Genomic DNA, 16549 nt, shown 5'->3' with positions numbered 1-16549 from the left:
CACGGGTAAGGGGCGGTCTCCCTGGGAGGCCGCCCCTTACCCGTGTCCGCACCCGTGTCCGCGCGCATGGGCTCACATGTCCATGCGGCGCGGGCTCACTGGTAGGTGGCGATGTCCTTGACCACGGAGAAACCCAGGCCGTAGGCGCTCATGCCGCGTCCGTACGCCCCCAGATGCACCCCTTCGCTGGCGGAGCCGGCCAGCACCCACCCGTACTCCGACTCGCGGTAGTGGAAGTCGGCGGGGACGCCGTCGACCGGCAGGGACAGCTGCGACCAGCCCTCGCCGCCGACCTCGTCGGCCAGCTCCCACGCGATCGCGGTCTGCTGGTCCAGCCATTCCTGGCGCAGGGCATGCTCCATACGTGACGGCCAGGTGCATGACAGCAGGCCGGAGCCGGCCAGCCAGGCGGCGGAGGAGACCGAGGTGGCCTCCAGGTGTCCGGTGCCGTCGGCGCTGCGCCGCAGCGGGCGGCTGGCGACGGTCACGACCACCGCGAAGCGCTGCTTGCCGGGTGCCTCGCTGTCCGTCTCGACGCGGTAGGACGGCTCGTCGCCGTGGCCGGTCGAGCCGTGCTCGACGGTGCCGTCCGCACTCGCGACGGCCTGCATCAGCCAGCGCGGACCGGTGAATGCCTCGTCGAGGCCGTACCACGGGAACGCGGCCATGAGATAGCCGTCGATCCTGCGCCGGGCCTCCGCGGGCATCCCGTGCGCGGCCGACGCGGATGGCAGGGCGGATGTACCGGGTGTACTCGCCACCGCCTCCTGTACCCCTGTCCGACTCGTCGTCTCCATCTGCGCGGAGCCTCCTCGTTGCCCTGATCGTGGGCGGCCCGCCCCCTCAGGCGACCTCACCCTGGACAATGGGAGGATAGCCATACGGGACGAGTACCTCGGGCATACGGGGACCCAGGTGGGTCGAATCGACTCAGGTGGCGTCGGAGTCGAACGGCGGGTGCTCGGCCGCCGGGGTGTCACGCTTACGGAGCAGGTCGGAGCCGCCGGCCGAGCCCGAGCCGGAGGTCCCGGAGCCCGTGCTGCCGGAGCCCGTGGTCCCGGAGCCGCTCGTGGTGGAGCCGGACGCCGAGCCCTGCGCGGAGTCGTGGTCCCGGCCGTTGACCGCGTCGGCGACGTCGGCCATCTCCTTGCGAAGGTCGAAGCCGTTGCGGATCTCCTTCAGGCCCAGCTCGTCCTTGTCGAGGATGTGCTTGCGCGCGAACGTCTTCGGATTGAGGTCCTCGAACTCGAAGTCCTTGAACTCCGGGCCGAGCTCGGAGCGGATGTCCTGCTTGGCGCTGTCGGAGAACTCGCGCACCTTGCGGATGAAGCCGGAGATGTCCTGGATGACCTTGGGCAGCTTCTCCGGGCCGAAGACGAGCACGGCGAGGACGATGAGCGCGATCAGCTCTAGGGGTCCTATGTCGAAGAACACCTTGCAGCTCCTTGAGACGTCCGAGGCCGGCGGGTCAGGCCAGTGAACACGGTACCTGCCTCCGGGGGCGAGGCGGGAGACAGCCGGGACCCCGGGGCGGACAACCCCGGGGCGGACACGGGCCACGGAGCCCGCTTGTGCCCCGGGGCGGCGGTCGGAGGCATCACCCGCGGTCAGCCGTGCCGAGGGTGAGCGACACGGTCCGCTCGGCGCCGTCCCGCTCCAGCGTCAGCCGGAGCCGGTCGCCCGGCCGGTGGCTGCGGATCTTGACGATCAGCTCCTGGCCGCTGTGCACCCGCACCCCGTCCACCTCGGTGATCACATCGCGCGGCTTGATCCCGGCCTCGTCGCCCGGGCCGCCCGGGGCCACCGGAGGGCTGCCGTCGGCCCCCTTGGTGTTGACCCGCGCGCCGTCACCGGTGAAGCCCATGTCGAGCGTCACACCGATCACGGGGTGGGTGGCCCTGCCGGTGTTGATCAGCTCTTCGGCGACCCGCTTGCCCTGGTTGATGGGTATGGCGAAGCCCAGCCCGATGCTGCCTCCCTGGCCGCCGTCGAGCCCGGCGCCGTCGTCGGCGGCGCGGATGGCGCTGTTGATGCCGATCACGCGCGCCTTGGAGTCCATCAGCGGGCCGCCGGAGTTGCCGGGGTTTATCGGGGCGTCGGTCTGCAGGGCGTCGACGTAGCTGACGTCGCTGCCGTCCTCCTCCTGGCCGCCCGCGGTGATCGGGCGCTCCTTGGCGCTGATGATGCCGGAGGTGACGGTGCCCGCCAGGTCGTACGGGGCGCCGATGGCCACGACCGGGTCGCCGACCCGCACCGAGTCGGAGTTGCCGAGCGGCAGGGGCTTGAGCCCGGAGACGTTGTCGACCTTGACGACCGCGAGGTCGTAACCGCTGTCCCGGCCGACGACGTGGGCTCGGGCCGTCTCGCCGCCGTTGAACGTGACCGATATGCCGCCGCCCGAACCGGCGGGCTCGACGACGTGGTTGTTGGTGAGGATGTGGCCGCGGCCGTCGAGGACGAAGCCGGTGCCGGTGCCCTGCTCCGAGCCGCCGCTGACATGGATGGTCACCACGCCGGGCAGCGCGCGGGCGGCGATGCCGGCCACGCTGTCCTTGTCGCGCGGCTGCTGCTCGGCCGGGGGCTGCGACAGTTCCACGTCGTCGCCGATGATGCCGCCCTCGCGCTCCAGATAGGCGCCGATGCCGCCGCCGATACCGCCCGCGAGCAGCGCGATCAGCAGAGCGCCGACCACGAGCGGGGCCCGGCGACGCGAGGACGTCCGCTGCGGCCCGGCCGGCGCCGCCGCGCGCGGGGCGCCCCACGGGTCGTACTGCAGCCACTGGCCACGCGGAGTGGCGGGCGCGGTGGGCGCGGCGGGGGCAGGCTGCTCGGTGACGGCGGGCGCGACCGGCGGCAGCTGGGTCCCGTGCGCGGGCGTCACCCCGGCGGTGGGCGGCAGCGGGGTGCCGTGGGCCGGGGTCACACCGGGGTGCTGCGGTGCGGCCGGCGGCTGGTGGGGGGCGGGGGGCAGGTGCGTACCGTGCGCGGGCGTCGCCACCGGCCGCTGCACGGGCGGCGCGGGCGCCCACGGCCCGGGGCCGCCGTACGGCGGGGTGCCGTACGGATCGGGGTCGTGCAGCGGTTTCACGGAGGGGGCATCGGCCGGGGTCGCGTGCGCGTGCGGGCCTTCGGCCGGGGTCGCGTGCGGGTGGGAGGCATCGGGCGAGGCCTCGTACGCGGGCGTCACACCGGTCGCGGTCGCGTGCGCGGGCGTCACGTCGGTCGGGGTCCCGTGCGCAGGCGTCACGCCCGTCGACGTCCCGTGCGCAGGCGTCACGCCCGTCGACGTCCCATGCGCAGGCGTCACGCCCGTCGACGTCCCATGCGCAGGCGTCACGCCCGTCGACGTCCCATGCGCAGGCGTCACGCCCGTCGACGTCCCATGCGCGGGCGTCACACCGCCCTCGCCGCCTGCCACGAGCGGCCGTCCCTCGCCGGCCGGAACAGCGTCCTCGGGCTCGCCTGCCGGTCCGGGGTCCTGCCCCGCACCGACCGCCTCCGCGCCATCGGCAGCGGACACCGGCTCCGACCGGCTGCCGGGTCCCGCGTCGGACGCGGCTGCCGCGTCCAATGCGGCGTCCGCGACGTCCACCGCGCGAACCGTGGCCGTACGCCGCTCGGCGCCGCCTTCCGCACCCGGGGCGGCAGCAGTGTCATGCGCGATGCCGTCACCGGCGGCCACGGTGTCCTCCGGAGCGGCGCCACCGGCGCCATGGGCACCGCTGTCCGCGGCATCGGGCCGCTCCGGGTGGGTGGAGTCGGCGCGTGAGGGATCCGGTGCCGGTTCGGCGGGCGCCGGTTGCTGTGCGGAGCGCGCCGCCGGGCGGCTCCACCATTTCGGCTTGGGCCCGGGGCCTTCCCCTCGTTCATGATCTCCCCAGAGTTCCCCGCGGCACGGCGCGGACTGCGCGGTATCTCAGCAGCCGTCCCCGCCATCGGGGCACGCCGCCCGAAGCGATTCAACCAGGTCCGCCGCTCCTCGCGCAGTGTCCCGCCGGCACCGGACCGGCGGGACACGCCGCGTCACTCGGCCGTTGACAGCGGCCACAGCTCCCGGGTCGCCGCGAGTACCGGCTGGACCACGGGCGGCAGCATGCCGTGCGAGGACAGCCGCGGGGCCGCGTACAGCGGGGTGGCGGCAGCCTCCGCCACCGGTGTCCCGGACGGGGGCGCCGACGGCGTCGCGGAGGCCGCGGCCGCCCTGGCGTCGTCGGACGTCGCGAGCCTGCCCGAGCGGCTGTCCGCGTCGCCCGGACTGCGCAGGCCCACCTCACGGCGGGTGTTCTCGCGTATCCCGAGCGCCGCCGTCATGCCGCCCGCCTTCGCCGCGGCCGGAGTGACCGCGCTGCGCGCGCCCTGCGCGCGGCTGCGGGAGGGATCGGATCCGGTGTCCAGCACCAGCGTGCCGCCGAGCGCGAAGGCGGCGAGGGACACGGCCCCCGCGGCCGCGAACGCGAAGCGCCGGCCGCGCACCGCGGGACGCGCCACCTCATGGATGCGGAAACCCCGCTCGCGGGGCGGCGTGGGCAGAAAGGCCAGCGACTCCTGCCGCGTGCCGAAACCTCCCGTGCCAAAGCCTCCCGTGCCGCCGCCGAACGGGCCGTCGCGCCCGTCCGGACCGCCTCCGTCCTGCTGGTCGTCCCCGTCGAGCACGATGCCGGGCAGGCCGTGCAGCCTCGCCAGCAGGTCCTCCGAGGGCGGGGGCGCGGCCGTCCGCGTGAAGACGTTCTTCACCTGCCGCTGGGCGTCGGCTTCCGCCTTGCACCGCGGACAGGTCGCCAGGTGCGCGAGGACTCGCTCGCGCGCATCATGTCCCAGTTCGCCGTCGACAAGAGCCGAGAGGCGGTCGCCGAGATGCTGCTCGGCGGGGGACGGACCGCCTGATCGGGTCACGCGATTCCGACCTCCCCACTGAGCCCGGCGCCGGAGGCACCGAGGGACACCGAGGCGGCGGCGCGCTGCTCCGCGCGGGCCACGGGCGAGCGGTGCTTGAGCGCCTTGCGCAGGTGCGAGCGGCCGCGGTGGATGCGGCTGCGCACGGTGCCCAGCTTCACCCCGAGGGTCGCGGCGATCTCCTCGTACGACAGCCCCTCGATGTCGCACAGCACGACGGCCGCGCGGAACTCCGGCGCGAGGGTGTCCAGGGCCTGCTGCACATCGGCGTCGAAGTGGGTGTCGTTGAAGTGCTGCTGCGGAGAGGGCTCCCGGCTCGGCAGCCGCTCCGCCGCGTCCTCGCCCAGCGCGTCGAAGCGGATCCGCTGGCGGCGGCGGACCATGTCGAGGAAGAGGTTGGTGGTGATGCGGTGCAGCCAGCCCTCGAACGTGCCCGGGGTGTAGGTCGACAGCGAGCGGAAGACCCGGACGAAGACCTCCTGGGTGAGGTCCTCGGCGTCATGCTGGTTGCCGGTGAGGCGGTATGCGAGGCGGTAGACCCGGGCACTGTGCATGCTGACGATCTCCTCCCAGGTGGGAGGGGTCCAACCCGCGGCATCCGCGTCGGTGGCAAAGGTCGCGGTGGTAACGGACTCGGCGGAGTGGGCGTGGTCAGCGGTGTCGGTCACGGATCTCGGCTCGACCGCCGACCTGCGAAAGCGCCTCAGCACTCTCCGGCCACCGGGCGCAGCCGCACCTCCCCTGTCGGCTCTGGTGGTGTCCAGTAGAGCCCCTACCATATCCACCTCGCCCGTTAGCTCCGGATAAGCATTTTTGACCTGCATTTGGTCTTGGTCCATCTCATCCCCCCGTCCTTCTCCAACGCCTGATCCCATCTGCGGGTTCCCGCGCGCAGCGGATACAGTCACGGTTGCGTCAACTACGGGGACAGGAGAGGGCCATTACCGGCAACCGGCAGACGAGCTGGGCGTTCGCCGATGCGTTCGTCGCCGAGGACGCAGCCCTGCGCTGGGCCCGCGACCGGGCCCGTGAGGTGGGACTGCGCTCGGTGTCGTCCGGCACCGGCGCGGCGCTGCGGCTGCTCGCCGCGGCGGCGGACGCCAAGGCCGTCGCCGAGATCGGGACCGGAACCGGCGTCTCCGGAATCCACCTGCTGCACGGCATGCGGCCGGACGGGGTGCTGACGACCGTGGACACCGAGCCGGAGCGGCAGCAGTTCGCCCGGCAGGCGTTCCGGGCCGCGGGCTTCGCCGGGAACCGCGCCCGTTTCATCCCCGGCCGCGCGCTCGACGTCCTGCCGCGCCTGGCCGACGGCGGTTACGACCTCGTCTTCTGCGACGGGGACCGGCTGGAGTGCCTGGACTACCTCGCCGAATCGTTGCGGCTGCTGCGGCCGGGCGGGCTGGTCTGCTTCGAGGGCGTCTTCGCCGACGGGCGCACCGTGGACTCCGCGATCCAGCCCGCCGAGGTGCTCCGGCTGCGCGAGTTGCTGCGCACCGTACGGGAGAGCACCGTGCTCCAGTCCTCGCTGCTGCCGGTGGGGGACGGTCTGCTCTGCGCGGTGAAACGCGGCTGACCCCGCCCCTGGCCCGGCTGACCCCGCCCCTAGCGTCGCTGCCCCGGCAACCGGTCCGCTGGTGCGAACCGGCTGCCGGGGCAGCGCACGGTGGGTGTGGGCCGGCTCCGTCAGCCGACGACCTTCTTGAGGGCATCGCCGAGCGCGTCGGCCTCATCCGGGGTCAGCTCGACGACGAGTCGACCGCCGCCTTCGAGCGGAACGCGCATGACGATGCCCCGCCCCTCCTTGGTCACCTCGAGCGGGCCATCGCCCGTCCGCGGCTTCATGGCCGCCATGCTCGTTCCCCTTCCTGAAACCAGCTCATCGTCCGCCGACGGCCCCATGGAGGCACCGTGTCACCGGCATCGAACACATTGCTTCTTCGTCATTATCCCGCATGGCATGACCCAAAGACCAACATCGGGCCGCGACCGCTGCGCGACGCGTTCCCGCAAAACCACCCAATTCGGGGAGCGGCCTGCGATACTCCGCCCCCACCGCACCCGATCGCCGGGTCGGCTTCTTTGACGCAGGTCACATGTCGGGCCCCGGTGATCTCCGGCATGCTGAGCGCTGACGACGCGACGGAGAGGACCCAACGCCCATGGCCGACACCGTGCTGTACGAACTGACCGACGGACTGGCGACGCTCACGCTGAACCGCCCCGACGCCATGAACGCCCTGAACATCGAGCTCAAGGTGGCATTGCGGGACGCTCTGCGGCAGGCGGCGGACGACCCCGCCGTACGGGCCGTGCTGCTGACGGGCAACGGGCGGGCGTTCTGCGTGGGCCAGGACCTCAAGGAGCACATCGGGCTCCTCGCCGAGGCGGCCGAGCGCGGCGACGGCGGTCAGGTCATGAGCACGGTCAAGGAGCACTACAACCCGATCACGGAAGCCATCGCGACCATGCCGAAGCCGGTGGTCGCCGCCGTCAACGGGGCCGCGGCCGGCGCCGGGGCGGGCTTCGCGTTCGCCGCCGACTACCGGATCGCCGCCGACACCGCGAAGTTCAACACCTCGTTCGCGGGTGTCGCGCTCACCGCCGACTCCGGGGTGTCGTGGACTCTCCAGCGCCTGATCGGCCCCGGTCGCGCGGCCGACCTGCTGCTCTTCCCGCGGAACGTCAGCGCCGAGGAGGCACTGGAGCTGGGCATGGTGAGCCGGGTGGTGCCCGCGGCGGAGCTGGCGAACGAGGCACTGGCGGTCGCCAGGCGGCTGGCGCAGGGCCCGACGGCGGCCTACGCGGCGATCAAGGAGTCGCTGGCGTTCTCCGCGGGCCACGGGCTGGCCGAGTCGCTGGCCAAGGAGGACGAGCTCCAGGTGCGGGCGGGGGCGTCGGAGGACCACCGGATCGCGGTCGAGGCGTTCGTGAAGAAGCAGAAGCCGACGTTCCTGGGCCGGTAGGGCCTGCTCCTTCCCCGGGCTTCCACCCAAGACCCCGCCCCGGGGCGGGGCGGGGTCTGGGCTGGGCTGCGCAGGGCAGGGAAACTCAGGCCCCGCCGCGCGCGTGGCAGGCGGCCAGGTGGTCGTTCACCAGGCCGCACGCCTGCATCAGTGCGTACGCCGTCGTCGGGCCGACGAAGCGGAAGCCGCGCTTCTTGAGGTCGCGGGCGAGCGCGGTCGACTCCGGTGTGGTCGCCGGCACGTCGGCGGAGGTGCTCGGTGCCGGGCGGCCGTCCGCGTCCGGGGCGTACGACCAGATCAGCGCGTCGAGTTCGCCCGGGGCCAGTTCGGCCGCCACCCGGGCGTTGCCGATCGCGGCGGCTATCTTGGCGCGGTTGCGGATGATGCCGGGGTCGGCCAGGAGGCGTTCGGCGTCCGCGTCGGTGAAGGCGGCGACCTTGGCGATCTCGAATCCGGCGAAGGCCGCGCGGAAGCCCTCGCGACGGCGCAGGATCGTCAGCCAGGACAGTCCGGACTGGAACGCCTCCAGGCACATCCGCTCGTACAGCGCGTCGTCGCCGTGCACCGGGCGTCCCCACTCGGTGTCGTGGTACGCCCGGTAGTCCGCCAGGGACTCCGCCTCCAGGCCCCAGGGACACCGCGCCAGCCCGTCCGCGCCCAGCGCCACACCCTTGCCGCTCACGCGCCCTCCCCCTCGTCCTCGTCCTCATCCGGAATGGCCGATTCAGCCGGAGCCGCGGAGCCGTTCGACGCCGCGGGTCCCGCCGGCGGCGTCGGGGGCATCGGCGGGGGCGTCGCCGCGTGCCGGGCCGCCGACTGCCGGGCCGCCTGCGCGCCGGCCAGCGACGCCTCCAGTTCGGCGATCCGCGCGTCGCGCTCGGCCAGTTCCGCGCCGACCCGGCCGAGCACGTCGTCCACGTCCGCCATGCGGTACCCACGCAGGGTCATGGGCAGCCGCAGCGCCTCGATGTCGGCCCGAGCCAGCGGCCGGTCGGCGGGCAGCGGGGCGTCGAGCCGGTCCTGCGGGGCCTCCGGCAGCGGGCCGCGTTCCGTACCGCCGATGACGGCGAGCGTGACCGCGCCCACCACCGCGACGAGCGCGATGAGCAAAAACCAGAACACGACGATCTTCTCCCGGGGTGCGTGCGGCATCCGTCCGTCCTGATCGTGCCATGCCCCGCCCCGCTCACCACGAGCCCTGTGGATAACACGGGCGCTGTGCACAAGACGGCTAAGGTCGCTGACGGACCACAGGAGAGGGAGTCAGGATGCTGCGGCTGGGACGGCGGGAGTTCGCGGAGCACGAGCAGGTGATCATGGCGATCGTGAACCGGACGCCGGACTCCTTCTACGACCAGGGTGCGACGTTCCGGGACGAGCCGGCGCTGGCCCGCGTCGAGCAGGCGGTGTCACAGGGCGCTGCCATCATCGACATCGGCGGGGTGAAGGCCGGCCCCGGGGAGGAGGTGTCGGCCGAGGAGGAGGCACGGCGCACGGTCGGCTTCGTGGCCGAGGTGCGCAGGCGGTATCCGGACGTGGTGATCAGCGTCGACACCTGGCGGCACGAGGTCGGCGAGGCGGTCTGCGAGGCGGGCGCGGACCTGCTGAACGACGCCTGGGGCGGGGTGGACCCGAAGCTGGCCGAGGTCGCCGCCCGGTACGGCGCCGGTCTGGTGTGCACGCACGCGGGCGGGGTGCGCCCGCGGACCCGGCCGCACCGGACCGTGTACGAGGACGTGATGGCCGACATCCTGCGGGTCACCGTGGGGCTGGCGGAGCGGGCGGCGGAGCTGGGGGTGCGGCGGGACGCCATCCTCATCGACCCCGGCCACGACTTCGGGAAGAACACCCGGCACTCGCTGGAGGCGACTCGGCGGCTGGGCGAGATGGCGGCGACCGGCTGGCCGGTGCTGGTCTCGCTGTCCAACAAGGACTTCGTCGGCGAGACGCTGGACAAGCCGGTGAAGGAGCGGCTGCTGGGGACGCTGGCGACGACCGCGGTGTCGGCGTGGCTGGGCGCCCGGGTGTACCGGGTGCACGAGGTGGCCGAGACCCGGCAGGTGCTGGACATGGTGTCGTCGATCGCGGGGCACCGGCCCCCGGCGGTCGCCCGCCGGGGACTGGCGTAACGCCGGGGACCGGCGTGGCACCGGACCGGTCGGCCCTCAGATACCGATCTCCTTGGTCATCAGCGCGACCGCCTCGTCGACGTCGTCGGTGAGGTGGAACAGCTCCAGGTCGGCCGGGGACGCCTTGCCCTCGGCCACCAGGCTCTCCCGCAGCCAGCCCACCAGCCCCTGCCAGTAGGCGGAGCCGAACAGGACGATCGGGAACCGGGTGACCTTCTTGGTCTGCACGAGGGTCAGCGCCTCGAACAGCTCGTCCAGCGTCCCGAGTCCGCCCGGCAGCACCACGAAGCCCTGGGCGTACTTCACGAACATCGTCTTGCGGACGAAGAAGTAGCGGAAGTTCACGCCGATGTCGACGTAGGGGTTGAGGCCCTGCTCGAAGGGCAGCTCGATGCCGAGCCCGACCGAGACGCCGCCCGCCTCGCACGCGCCCTTGTTCGCGGCCTCCATCGCGCCGGGCCCGCCGCCGGTGATCACCGCGAAGCCCGCCTCGGCCAGGCCGCGGCCGATGCGCACCCCCGCCTCGTACTCCGGCGTGTCGCGGACCGTACGGGCGGAGCCGAAGACGCTGACGGCCCGGCCCAGTTCGGCCAGGGCGCCGAAGCCCTCCACGAACTCCGACTGGATGCGCAGCACCCGGAACGGGTCCTCGTGCACCCAGGCCGCCCCCGGCTGGGTGTCCAGCAGCCGCTGGTCGGTGGTGCCGGGACGTACCTGCTCGCGTCGGCGCACGACCGGGCCCAGCCGCTGTTCGTGCAGCGCCTGCTCGTCCTCCGCGTTGCCCATGATGTGCTCCCTCCGCGTCGGCCTCCCCCGCCCGCCGGGGCGGGGAAGGATCTTTGGGTCAGCGTAGGCCCAGGTGGGCGACGGGCAACGGAATTCCCGTGGTCTCGCCACTGAACTGCCGGACGGGCCGCCTGACCAGGGCCCGGGACAAGGTCCCTGCCAGGGACCGGGGCGACGCGCTAGCGGGTGAGCCAGTTCCGCAGCCGCTCCTCGGCCTCCAGCACCGCCGCCACCGAGACGTGCTCCTCGCGGGTGTGGGCCAGCTTGGGGTCGCCGGGCCCGTAGTTGATCGCGGGCACGCCGAGCGCCGAGAAGCGGGCGACGTCCGTCCAGCCGTCCTTGGCCGCGAGTTCGGCGCCGACGGCCTCGACGAAGGCGACGGCGGCCGGGTGGGAGAGGCCGGGCAGGGCGCCGGACGCGCTGTCGGTGAGCCGCACCTCGAAGCCGTCGAAGACCTCCCTCACATGTGCGAGCGCCGCCTCCTCGGAACGGTCCGGGGCGAAGCGGAAGTTCACCGTCACCGCACAGGAGTCGGGGATGACGTTGCCCGCGTGCCCGCCTTCGATGCGTACGGCGTTGAGGCACTCGCGGTAGCGCAGCCCGTCGATCTCCGCCTGGCGCGGCTCGTACGCGGCGAGCCGGTCGAGGATCGGCGCGGCCTTGTGGATGGCGTTCTCGCCCAGCCAGTCACGTGCGGAGTGTGCGCGTCGGCCGGTCGTCTCCACCTGGACCCGCAGGGTGCCCTTGCAGCCGCCCTCGACCTTCCCGTCGGTGGGCTCCAGCAGGACGGCGAAGTCGGCGGCGAGCCACTCGGGGTGCCGCTCGGCCAGCCGCTTGAGCCCGTTGAGCTCGGCGGCGACCTCCTCGTGGTCGTAGAAGACGAACGTGAGGTCGCGGTTGGGCTCGGGGACGGTCGCGGCGACGCGCAGCTGCACGGCCACCCCGGACTTCATGTCCGAGGTGCCGCAGCCCCACAGGATGCCGTCATCGTCCAGCCGAGAAGGCACGTTGTCGGCGATCGGCACGGTGTCGATGTGTCCGGCCAGGACGACGCGCTCCGCCCGCCCGAGGTTCGTACGGGCCACGACGGCGTCTCCGTCGCGGTCGACGGTCAGATGCGGCAGGGCGCGCAGGGCCTGCTCGACGGCGTCGGCGAGGGCCTTCTCGTCTCCGCTGACCGAGGGGAAGTCGACGAGCCGGGCGGTGAGCGCGGCGGCGTCCAGGGACAGGTCGAGTGCGCGGTGGTCCATGACCCCGACCCTAGCCCGTCGGGGCTCCGGGCCCCTCAAGTAACGTGTGCGCGTGCCACCTGCCATCCTCTCCAGCCGCGCCCGGCGCCTGCGCGCGGGCATCGCGTGCGCGGTGCTGCTGGCGCTGGCCGGGTACCTGGTGGCGCACCTGGAGACCGGCGGTTCCGGCCCGCCGCGCTGCGTGGCGCGCACGGACGGCGCGAGTGTGGCGCTGGACCCCGAACAGGGCGTGAACGCCGCCACGATCGCGGCGGTGGCCTCCGCCCGCGGGCTGCCTGAGCGCGCGGTGACGATAGCGCTGGCCACGGCGATGCAGGAGTCGGGGCTGCGCAACATCCGGCGCGGTGACCGGGATTCGCTGGGGCTGTTCCAGCAACGGCCGTCGCAGGGTTGGGGCAGCGCGCGGCAGATCCTCGATCCGGTCTATTCCACCGGGGCGTTCTATGACCATCTGGTGCGGGTGCCCGGCTATTCCCGGCTGCCGTTGACGGTGGCCGCGCAACGGGTGCAGCGCAGTGGATATCCGCAGGCTTACGCGAAGCACGAGACCGACGCGGCGGTGCTGACCGATGTGCTCACCGGGCGTACGGCGGGCGCGTTCACCTGCCCGGGGCCGCCGGACGACGGAAAAGCCGGTGACGTGGCCCGGGTACGGGCGCGGCTGGTGCGGGAATTCGGCCCCGAGGTGCTGCCGGACGGGGCGGGGCCCGCGGGCGGCGGGGAGCACGCAGGCGGCGGCCGCGACGTGGTGCTGCCGGTACCGGCGGTGCCGGACGCCGGCGGCGGGAACCCCGACCGGCGCGGCTGGGAGCTGGCGCACTGGGCCGTGGCCCACTCGGACGGGTTGCGTATCGAACGCGTCTCGTATCGCGGCCGCGTATGGTCCGCCGCGGAATCCGGAAAGGGCTGGCGGACCGCCGAGGGCATTTCCGGGGCCGAAGTGCGCATCTCCGTCGCGCAATAGTACGGCGCTTCCCCGATTCGAGCACCGATTATCAGATCGCCATTTCCCGGCGCCGCCGATTATCTGATGCATTAACAATTCTTTACCTTCGCCCACCGCAACCTTCGCGCGGTTCACGCGGTATTCACTGCGTCCGGCCGCCGGACATCGCAACATGCCAACGTCCCTCCGCGAAGGAGCATCATGTCCCTCCCCCTCACCCGCCGGCTCGCCCGTGCCGCTCTGCTGGTCGCCGCGGGCGCCGCTCCCATGGTCGCCGCCGGTGCCGCGAACGCCACCCCGGTGACGCCGCAGGCCCCCGCGCCGGCCGGGATGAGCGCGGTCGACACCTCCAATGTCGGCGTCGCCGCCGAGAACACCACCAACAAGGTCACGTACGCGGCGAGCGAGGTGGGCCGCCGCACCTTCGGGAACGGCGTGCCGGCCGCGGGCAAGGCCACCGGCAAGGCCGCCAAGCACATCAGCAAGAAGGCGGCCAAGACCGTCGGCAAGAAGAAGCTGTCCACCGGCCACGCCGCGGAAGGACTGCTGCCGGTCAAGGTTCCGGTCCGGGTGCCGACCATCAGCGGCTGACCTGCTGCCGCGCCACACGCGAGAACGCGGAGGGGCCCGGGGAGCCGATGCTCCCCGGGCCCCTTCGCGCGGTCCCGGGCCCTTCGCCCAGTCCGGGCGCCTCGCGCGGCCCCGGGCCCATTCGCGCGGTCCCGGACGCCTTCGCGCAGGCGGGCGCCGGTCAGTCAGCCTGCCCGGCGGTCAGCCCGCCAGGCGCGCGGCCCCCGCCGCCACCCGTTCGTCGGTGGCCGTGAACGCCACCCGGACGTGCCGGGCCCCTGCCTCCCCGTAGAAGTCACCGGGCGCCACCAGGATGCCCAGCTCGGCCAGCGCGCCCACGGTCTCCCAGCACGGCTCGTCGCGCGTCGCCCACAGGTACAGCGACGCCTCACTGTGCTCGATCCGGAAGCCGTGGCCCTCCAGCGCCGCGCGCAGCCGCGACCGGCGGCTGGCGTAGCGCTCGCGCTGCTCGGCCACGTGGGCGTCGTCGCCCAGCGCCGCGATCGTGGCGGCCTGCACCGGGGCGGGCACCATCATCCCGCCGTGCTTGCGGAGCGTCAGCAGCTCGCCCAGCACCGACGCGTCACCGGCGAGGAACGCCGACCGATAGCCCGCCAGGTTGGAGCGCTTGGACAGCGAGTGCACCGCGACCAGCCCCTCGAAGCTGCCGCCGCACACCTCGGGATGCAGCACGGAGACCGGCTCGGCCTCCCAGCCCAGCTCCAGGTAGCACTCGTCGCTGACCAGCAGGACGCCGTGCGCGCGGGCCCAGGCGACCGCCGCCCGCAGCTCGTCCTTGTCCAGCACCCGGCCGGTGGGGTTGGACGGGGAGTTCAACCACAGCAGCTTGAGTCCGGCCGGGTCCAGCTCGGCTGTCTCGTCGTACGGGACAGGCTCGGCGCCCGCCAGGCGCGCCCCCACCTCGTACGTCGGGTAGGCCAGCCGCGGGAAGGCGACCCGGTCGCCCGGCCCCAGGCCCAGCTGGGTCGGCAGCGACGCGACCAGTTCCTTGGAGCCGACCACCGGCAGCACCTGGGTGTGCGCCACGCCGGTGGCGCCCAGCCGTCGCTCGACCCAGCCGGTGAGCGCGTCCCGGAGCGCCGGGGTGCCCCACACCGTCGGATAGCCCGGGCTGTCGGCCGCTCCGGCCAGCGCCGCGCGGATCAGCTCGGGGACCGGGTCGACGGGCGTGCCCACCGACAGGTCCACGATGCCGTCCGGATGCGCCGCGGCGGTCGCCTTGTACGGTTCGAGCTTGTCCCAGGGGAAGACGGGGAGACGCGAAGAGACTGCGGACACGGAGCCTTCTCTTTCTCGTACAGGTCGTACGGGCAGGTCGTACGGGCATGTCGCACGGCGAAACGCGTCGGTCCCGTACGGCGGACGGGGCCATACGGGACCGAGGCGCAGCGCGTGCGCGGGGGCCGTTGCCTAGCCCTGCGGCGGAAGCGCGGCGATGAAGGGGTGGTCCCGTTCGATCAAGCCGAGCTTCGAGGCGCCACCGGGCGAACCGAGCTCGTCGAAGAACTCGACGTTCGCCTTGTAGTAGTCCTTCCACTCCTCGGGAGTGTCGTCCTCGTAGAAAATCGCTTCCACCGGGCAGACCGGCTCACAGGCACCGCAGTCGACGCATTCGTCCGGGTGGATGTACAAAGACCGGGAACCCTCGTAGATGCAGTCGACGGGGCACTCCTCGATGCAGGCCTTGTCCTTGACGTCGACACAAGGCTGCGCGATGACGTAGGTCACGCTGTCGTTCCTCCTTGATAGGGCTGGCGGACCGATGGGTGGTTCCGCCGCGTGGCGCGCGGGAGCGCGGCGTCGTCGATGCCCGCCCCTAGTATCTCCGTTCTCGCGCACGAGACGAACATGAGGGGCTGAGAACCAGTGGATTTCACCACCGGCGGACGTCTTGAGGTCACGATCACCGCCTCTGACGTGGGGAAACGCGTGTCCGTGCGGCGGTGGCGCGATGCCGGGGACGGTACCGAGAGATTCACCGACACCGTCGGCGTGCTCACATCCTGGGCAGACGGCGTGCTCCAGATCACACGGCGGTCCGGCGAAACCGTCCGCATTCCGGAATCCGCGCTGGTCGCGGGCAAGATCGTGCCCGTCGCCCCGGCCCGGCGCCGCGGACCGGCGGCGAGCGCGGCGGAGCTGGACCGGGTCGCGGCCCGGGCCTGGCCCCCGCTGGAGAGCGCCCCGCTGGGCGACTGGCTGCTGCGCGCGGCCGCGGGCTTCACCCGGCGGGCCAACTCGGCGCTCGCGCTCGGCGACCCCGGCCTGCCCCTGGACGCCGCGCTGGAGCGGGTCACCGCCTGGTACGCCGAGCGCGGTCTGCCGGCGTACGTGCAGCTCAGCACGGGGGCCGAGGGAACGCAGGAGCGGCTGGCCGCCGAGCTGGAGCGGCGCGGCTGGGTCCGCGAGGTCTCCGTGGAGATACGGATCGCCCCGCTCGCGCCGATCGCGGACCTGGCCGCCGACGTCGAGGGCGTGACGGTGTCCCGTAGGCCGGATGACCAGTGGTTCGCCCGCTACCAGCGAAGCTCCCGGCGCCCCGGCTCCGAGGCGCGCGCGGTGGTCGGCGCAGGGCCCTCGGTGTGGTTCGCCACCGTCCCGGGCGGGGAAGGCGAGCCGCCCGCGGCCATCGGGCGGTGCGCGGTCGACGGGCGGTGGGCGGGCTTCACCGCCGTGGAGGTGGACCCGGCGCGGCGCCGCCAGGGCCTGGCCTCGGCCGTGATGGCGGCGCTCGCCCGGCATGCCCTGGAGGAGGGTGCTTCGGCTGCGTACCTCCAGGTGGAGACGGACAATGACGGTGCCCGCGCGCTCTACGACGGCATGGGCTTCACCACGCACCACCACTACCACCATTGGCGCGCCCCCGAGCGCGGGGAGACGCACGGTCGTACAGGTCAGTAGATGCGCGGGCGTACACAGGTAAGCAGCGCATGTGCTGGTAAGCAGCGGACGTACACGTAAGCAGCGGAACGTACAGGTAAGTCACGG

Annotated in this window: 19 protein-coding genes; 7 read left to right on the top strand and 12 right to left on the bottom strand. The window is 73.1% G+C overall.

Annotation, left to right across the window (positions count from 1 at the left end; all coding sequences use genetic code 11):
- Positions 1-95 precede the first annotated feature (95 nt).
- From Q3Y56_RS23270 to Q3Y56_RS23260, 3 genes are all read right to left on the bottom strand, one after another.
- Entirely contained in the window at positions 96-707 is a 612-nt protein-coding gene (locus tag Q3Y56_RS23270) for a hypothetical protein (RefSeq protein ID WP_304465751.1), read from the bottom strand.
- 223 nt (positions 708-930) lie between these two features.
- The gene (locus Q3Y56_RS23265; RefSeq protein WP_304463787.1) at positions 931-1434 is read right to left on the bottom strand and encodes a sec-independent translocase; all 504 of its coding nucleotides are present in this window, start codon (positions 1432-1434) and stop codon (positions 931-933) included.
- Positions 1435-1597: 163 nt separating this feature from the next.
- Entirely contained in the window at positions 1598-3217 is a 1620-nt protein-coding gene (locus Q3Y56_RS23260) for a S1C family serine protease (RefSeq protein WP_304463786.1), read from the bottom strand.
- Between the two features lie 165 nt (positions 3218-3382).
- On the opposite strand from Q3Y56_RS23260, the gene Q3Y56_RS23255 reads away from it, so the two are divergent.
- Positions 3383-3769: a hypothetical protein gene (locus tag Q3Y56_RS23255; protein ID WP_304463785.1), complete on the top strand. Its 387-nt coding sequence runs from the start codon at positions 3383-3385 to the stop codon at positions 3767-3769.
- Positions 3770-4023: 254 nt separating this feature from the next.
- On the opposite strand, the gene Q3Y56_RS23250 is transcribed toward Q3Y56_RS23255, so the two are convergent.
- Positions 4024-4893, bottom strand: a complete 870-nt coding sequence (locus Q3Y56_RS23250; protein ID WP_304463784.1) for an anti-sigma factor — start codon at positions 4891-4893, stop codon at positions 4024-4026.
- Positions 4890-5672, bottom strand: coding sequence for an RNA polymerase sigma factor SigE (gene sigE, locus Q3Y56_RS23245; protein WP_304463783.1), 783 nt, complete (start codon positions 5670-5672; stop codon positions 4890-4892). The genes Q3Y56_RS23250 and sigE overlap by 4 nt, the downstream gene beginning before the upstream one ends.
- A 131-nt stretch (positions 5673-5803) precedes the next feature.
- On the opposite strand from sigE, the gene Q3Y56_RS23240 reads away from it, so the two are divergent.
- A complete protein-coding gene (locus Q3Y56_RS23240) occupies positions 5804-6469 on the top strand; it encodes an O-methyltransferase (RefSeq protein WP_304463782.1) in 666 nt (221 codons plus the stop codon).
- 110 nt (positions 6470-6579) lie between these two features.
- Here Q3Y56_RS23240 and Q3Y56_RS23235 read toward each other — a convergent pair whose 3' ends face one another.
- Positions 6580-6747, bottom strand: a complete 168-nt coding sequence (locus Q3Y56_RS23235; protein ID WP_003966491.1) for a DUF3117 domain-containing protein — start codon at positions 6745-6747, stop codon at positions 6580-6582.
- Between the two features lie 308 nt (positions 6748-7055).
- Between Q3Y56_RS23235 and Q3Y56_RS23230 the strand changes: the two genes are divergently transcribed.
- Positions 7056-7859 carry an enoyl-CoA hydratase-related protein gene (locus tag Q3Y56_RS23230; RefSeq protein ID WP_304463781.1) on the top strand — a complete coding sequence of 268 codons (804 nt, stop codon included), beginning with the start codon at positions 7056-7058 and terminating at the stop codon, positions 7857-7859.
- An 85-nt stretch (positions 7860-7944) separates the two neighbouring features.
- Here Q3Y56_RS23230 and Q3Y56_RS23225 read toward each other — a convergent pair whose 3' ends face one another.
- Both Q3Y56_RS23225 and Q3Y56_RS23220 read right to left on the bottom strand, forming a co-directional pair.
- Entirely contained in the window at positions 7945-8541 is a 597-nt protein-coding gene (locus tag Q3Y56_RS23225) for a DNA-3-methyladenine glycosylase I (protein ID WP_304463780.1), read from the bottom strand.
- On the bottom strand, positions 8538-8981 hold the full coding sequence (locus Q3Y56_RS23220) for a DivIVA domain-containing protein (protein WP_304465750.1): 444 nt from the start codon (positions 8979-8981) through the stop codon (positions 8538-8540). The genes Q3Y56_RS23225 and Q3Y56_RS23220 overlap by 4 nt, the downstream gene beginning before the upstream one ends.
- A 146-nt stretch (positions 8982-9127) precedes the next feature.
- Here Q3Y56_RS23220 and folP point away from each other — a divergent pair, with 146 nt between their 5' ends.
- On the top strand, positions 9128-9988 hold the full coding sequence (gene folP / locus Q3Y56_RS23215; RefSeq protein WP_304463779.1) for a dihydropteroate synthase: 861 nt from the start codon (positions 9128-9130) through the stop codon (positions 9986-9988).
- A 36-nt stretch (positions 9989-10024) separates the two neighbouring features.
- Here folP and Q3Y56_RS23210 read toward each other — a convergent pair whose 3' ends face one another.
- Both Q3Y56_RS23210 and dapE read right to left on the bottom strand, forming a co-directional pair.
- The gene (locus tag Q3Y56_RS23210) at positions 10025-10774 is read right to left on the bottom strand and encodes a TIGR00730 family Rossman fold protein (protein ID WP_304463778.1); all 750 of its coding nucleotides are present in this window, start codon (positions 10772-10774) and stop codon (positions 10025-10027) included.
- 179 nt (positions 10775-10953) lie between these two features.
- Positions 10954-12024, bottom strand: a complete 1071-nt coding sequence (dapE, locus tag Q3Y56_RS23205) for a succinyl-diaminopimelate desuccinylase (RefSeq protein ID WP_304463777.1) — start codon at positions 12022-12024, stop codon at positions 10954-10956.
- 52 nt (positions 12025-12076) lie between these two features.
- Between dapE and Q3Y56_RS23200 the strand changes: the two genes are divergently transcribed.
- Both Q3Y56_RS23200 and Q3Y56_RS23195 read left to right on the top strand, forming a co-directional pair.
- The gene (locus tag Q3Y56_RS23200) at positions 12077-12988 is read left to right on the top strand and encodes a hypothetical protein (protein WP_304463776.1); all 912 of its coding nucleotides are present in this window, start codon (positions 12077-12079) and stop codon (positions 12986-12988) included.
- Positions 12989-13171: 183 nt separating this feature from the next.
- Positions 13172-13561 (top strand): ATP-binding protein, encoded by a 390-nt coding sequence (locus Q3Y56_RS23195; protein ID WP_304463775.1) that lies wholly within the window; start codon positions 13172-13174, stop codon positions 13559-13561.
- Between the two features lie 180 nt (positions 13562-13741).
- Here Q3Y56_RS23195 and dapC read toward each other — a convergent pair whose 3' ends face one another.
- The gene (gene dapC / locus Q3Y56_RS23190) at positions 13742-14839 is read right to left on the bottom strand and encodes a succinyldiaminopimelate transaminase (RefSeq protein WP_304463774.1); all 1098 of its coding nucleotides are present in this window, start codon (positions 14837-14839) and stop codon (positions 13742-13744) included.
- A gap of 132 nt (positions 14840-14971) precedes the next feature.
- Positions 14972-15289: a ferredoxin gene (fdxA, locus tag Q3Y56_RS23185; RefSeq protein ID WP_304463773.1), complete on the bottom strand. Its 318-nt coding sequence runs from the start codon at positions 15287-15289 to the stop codon at positions 14972-14974.
- A gap of 138 nt (positions 15290-15427) precedes the next feature.
- Between fdxA and Q3Y56_RS23180 the strand changes: the two genes are divergently transcribed.
- The gene (locus Q3Y56_RS23180; protein ID WP_304463772.1) at positions 15428-16462 is read left to right on the top strand and encodes a GNAT family N-acetyltransferase; all 1035 of its coding nucleotides are present in this window, start codon (positions 15428-15430) and stop codon (positions 16460-16462) included.
- Positions 16463-16549: the final 87 nt, after the last annotated feature.

Source organism: Streptomyces sp. XD-27 (assembly GCF_030553055.1).
Lineage (GTDB): Bacteria > Actinomycetota > Actinomycetes > Streptomycetales > Streptomycetaceae > Streptomyces.
This window is presented reverse-complemented; position numbering and strand designations above follow the sequence as displayed.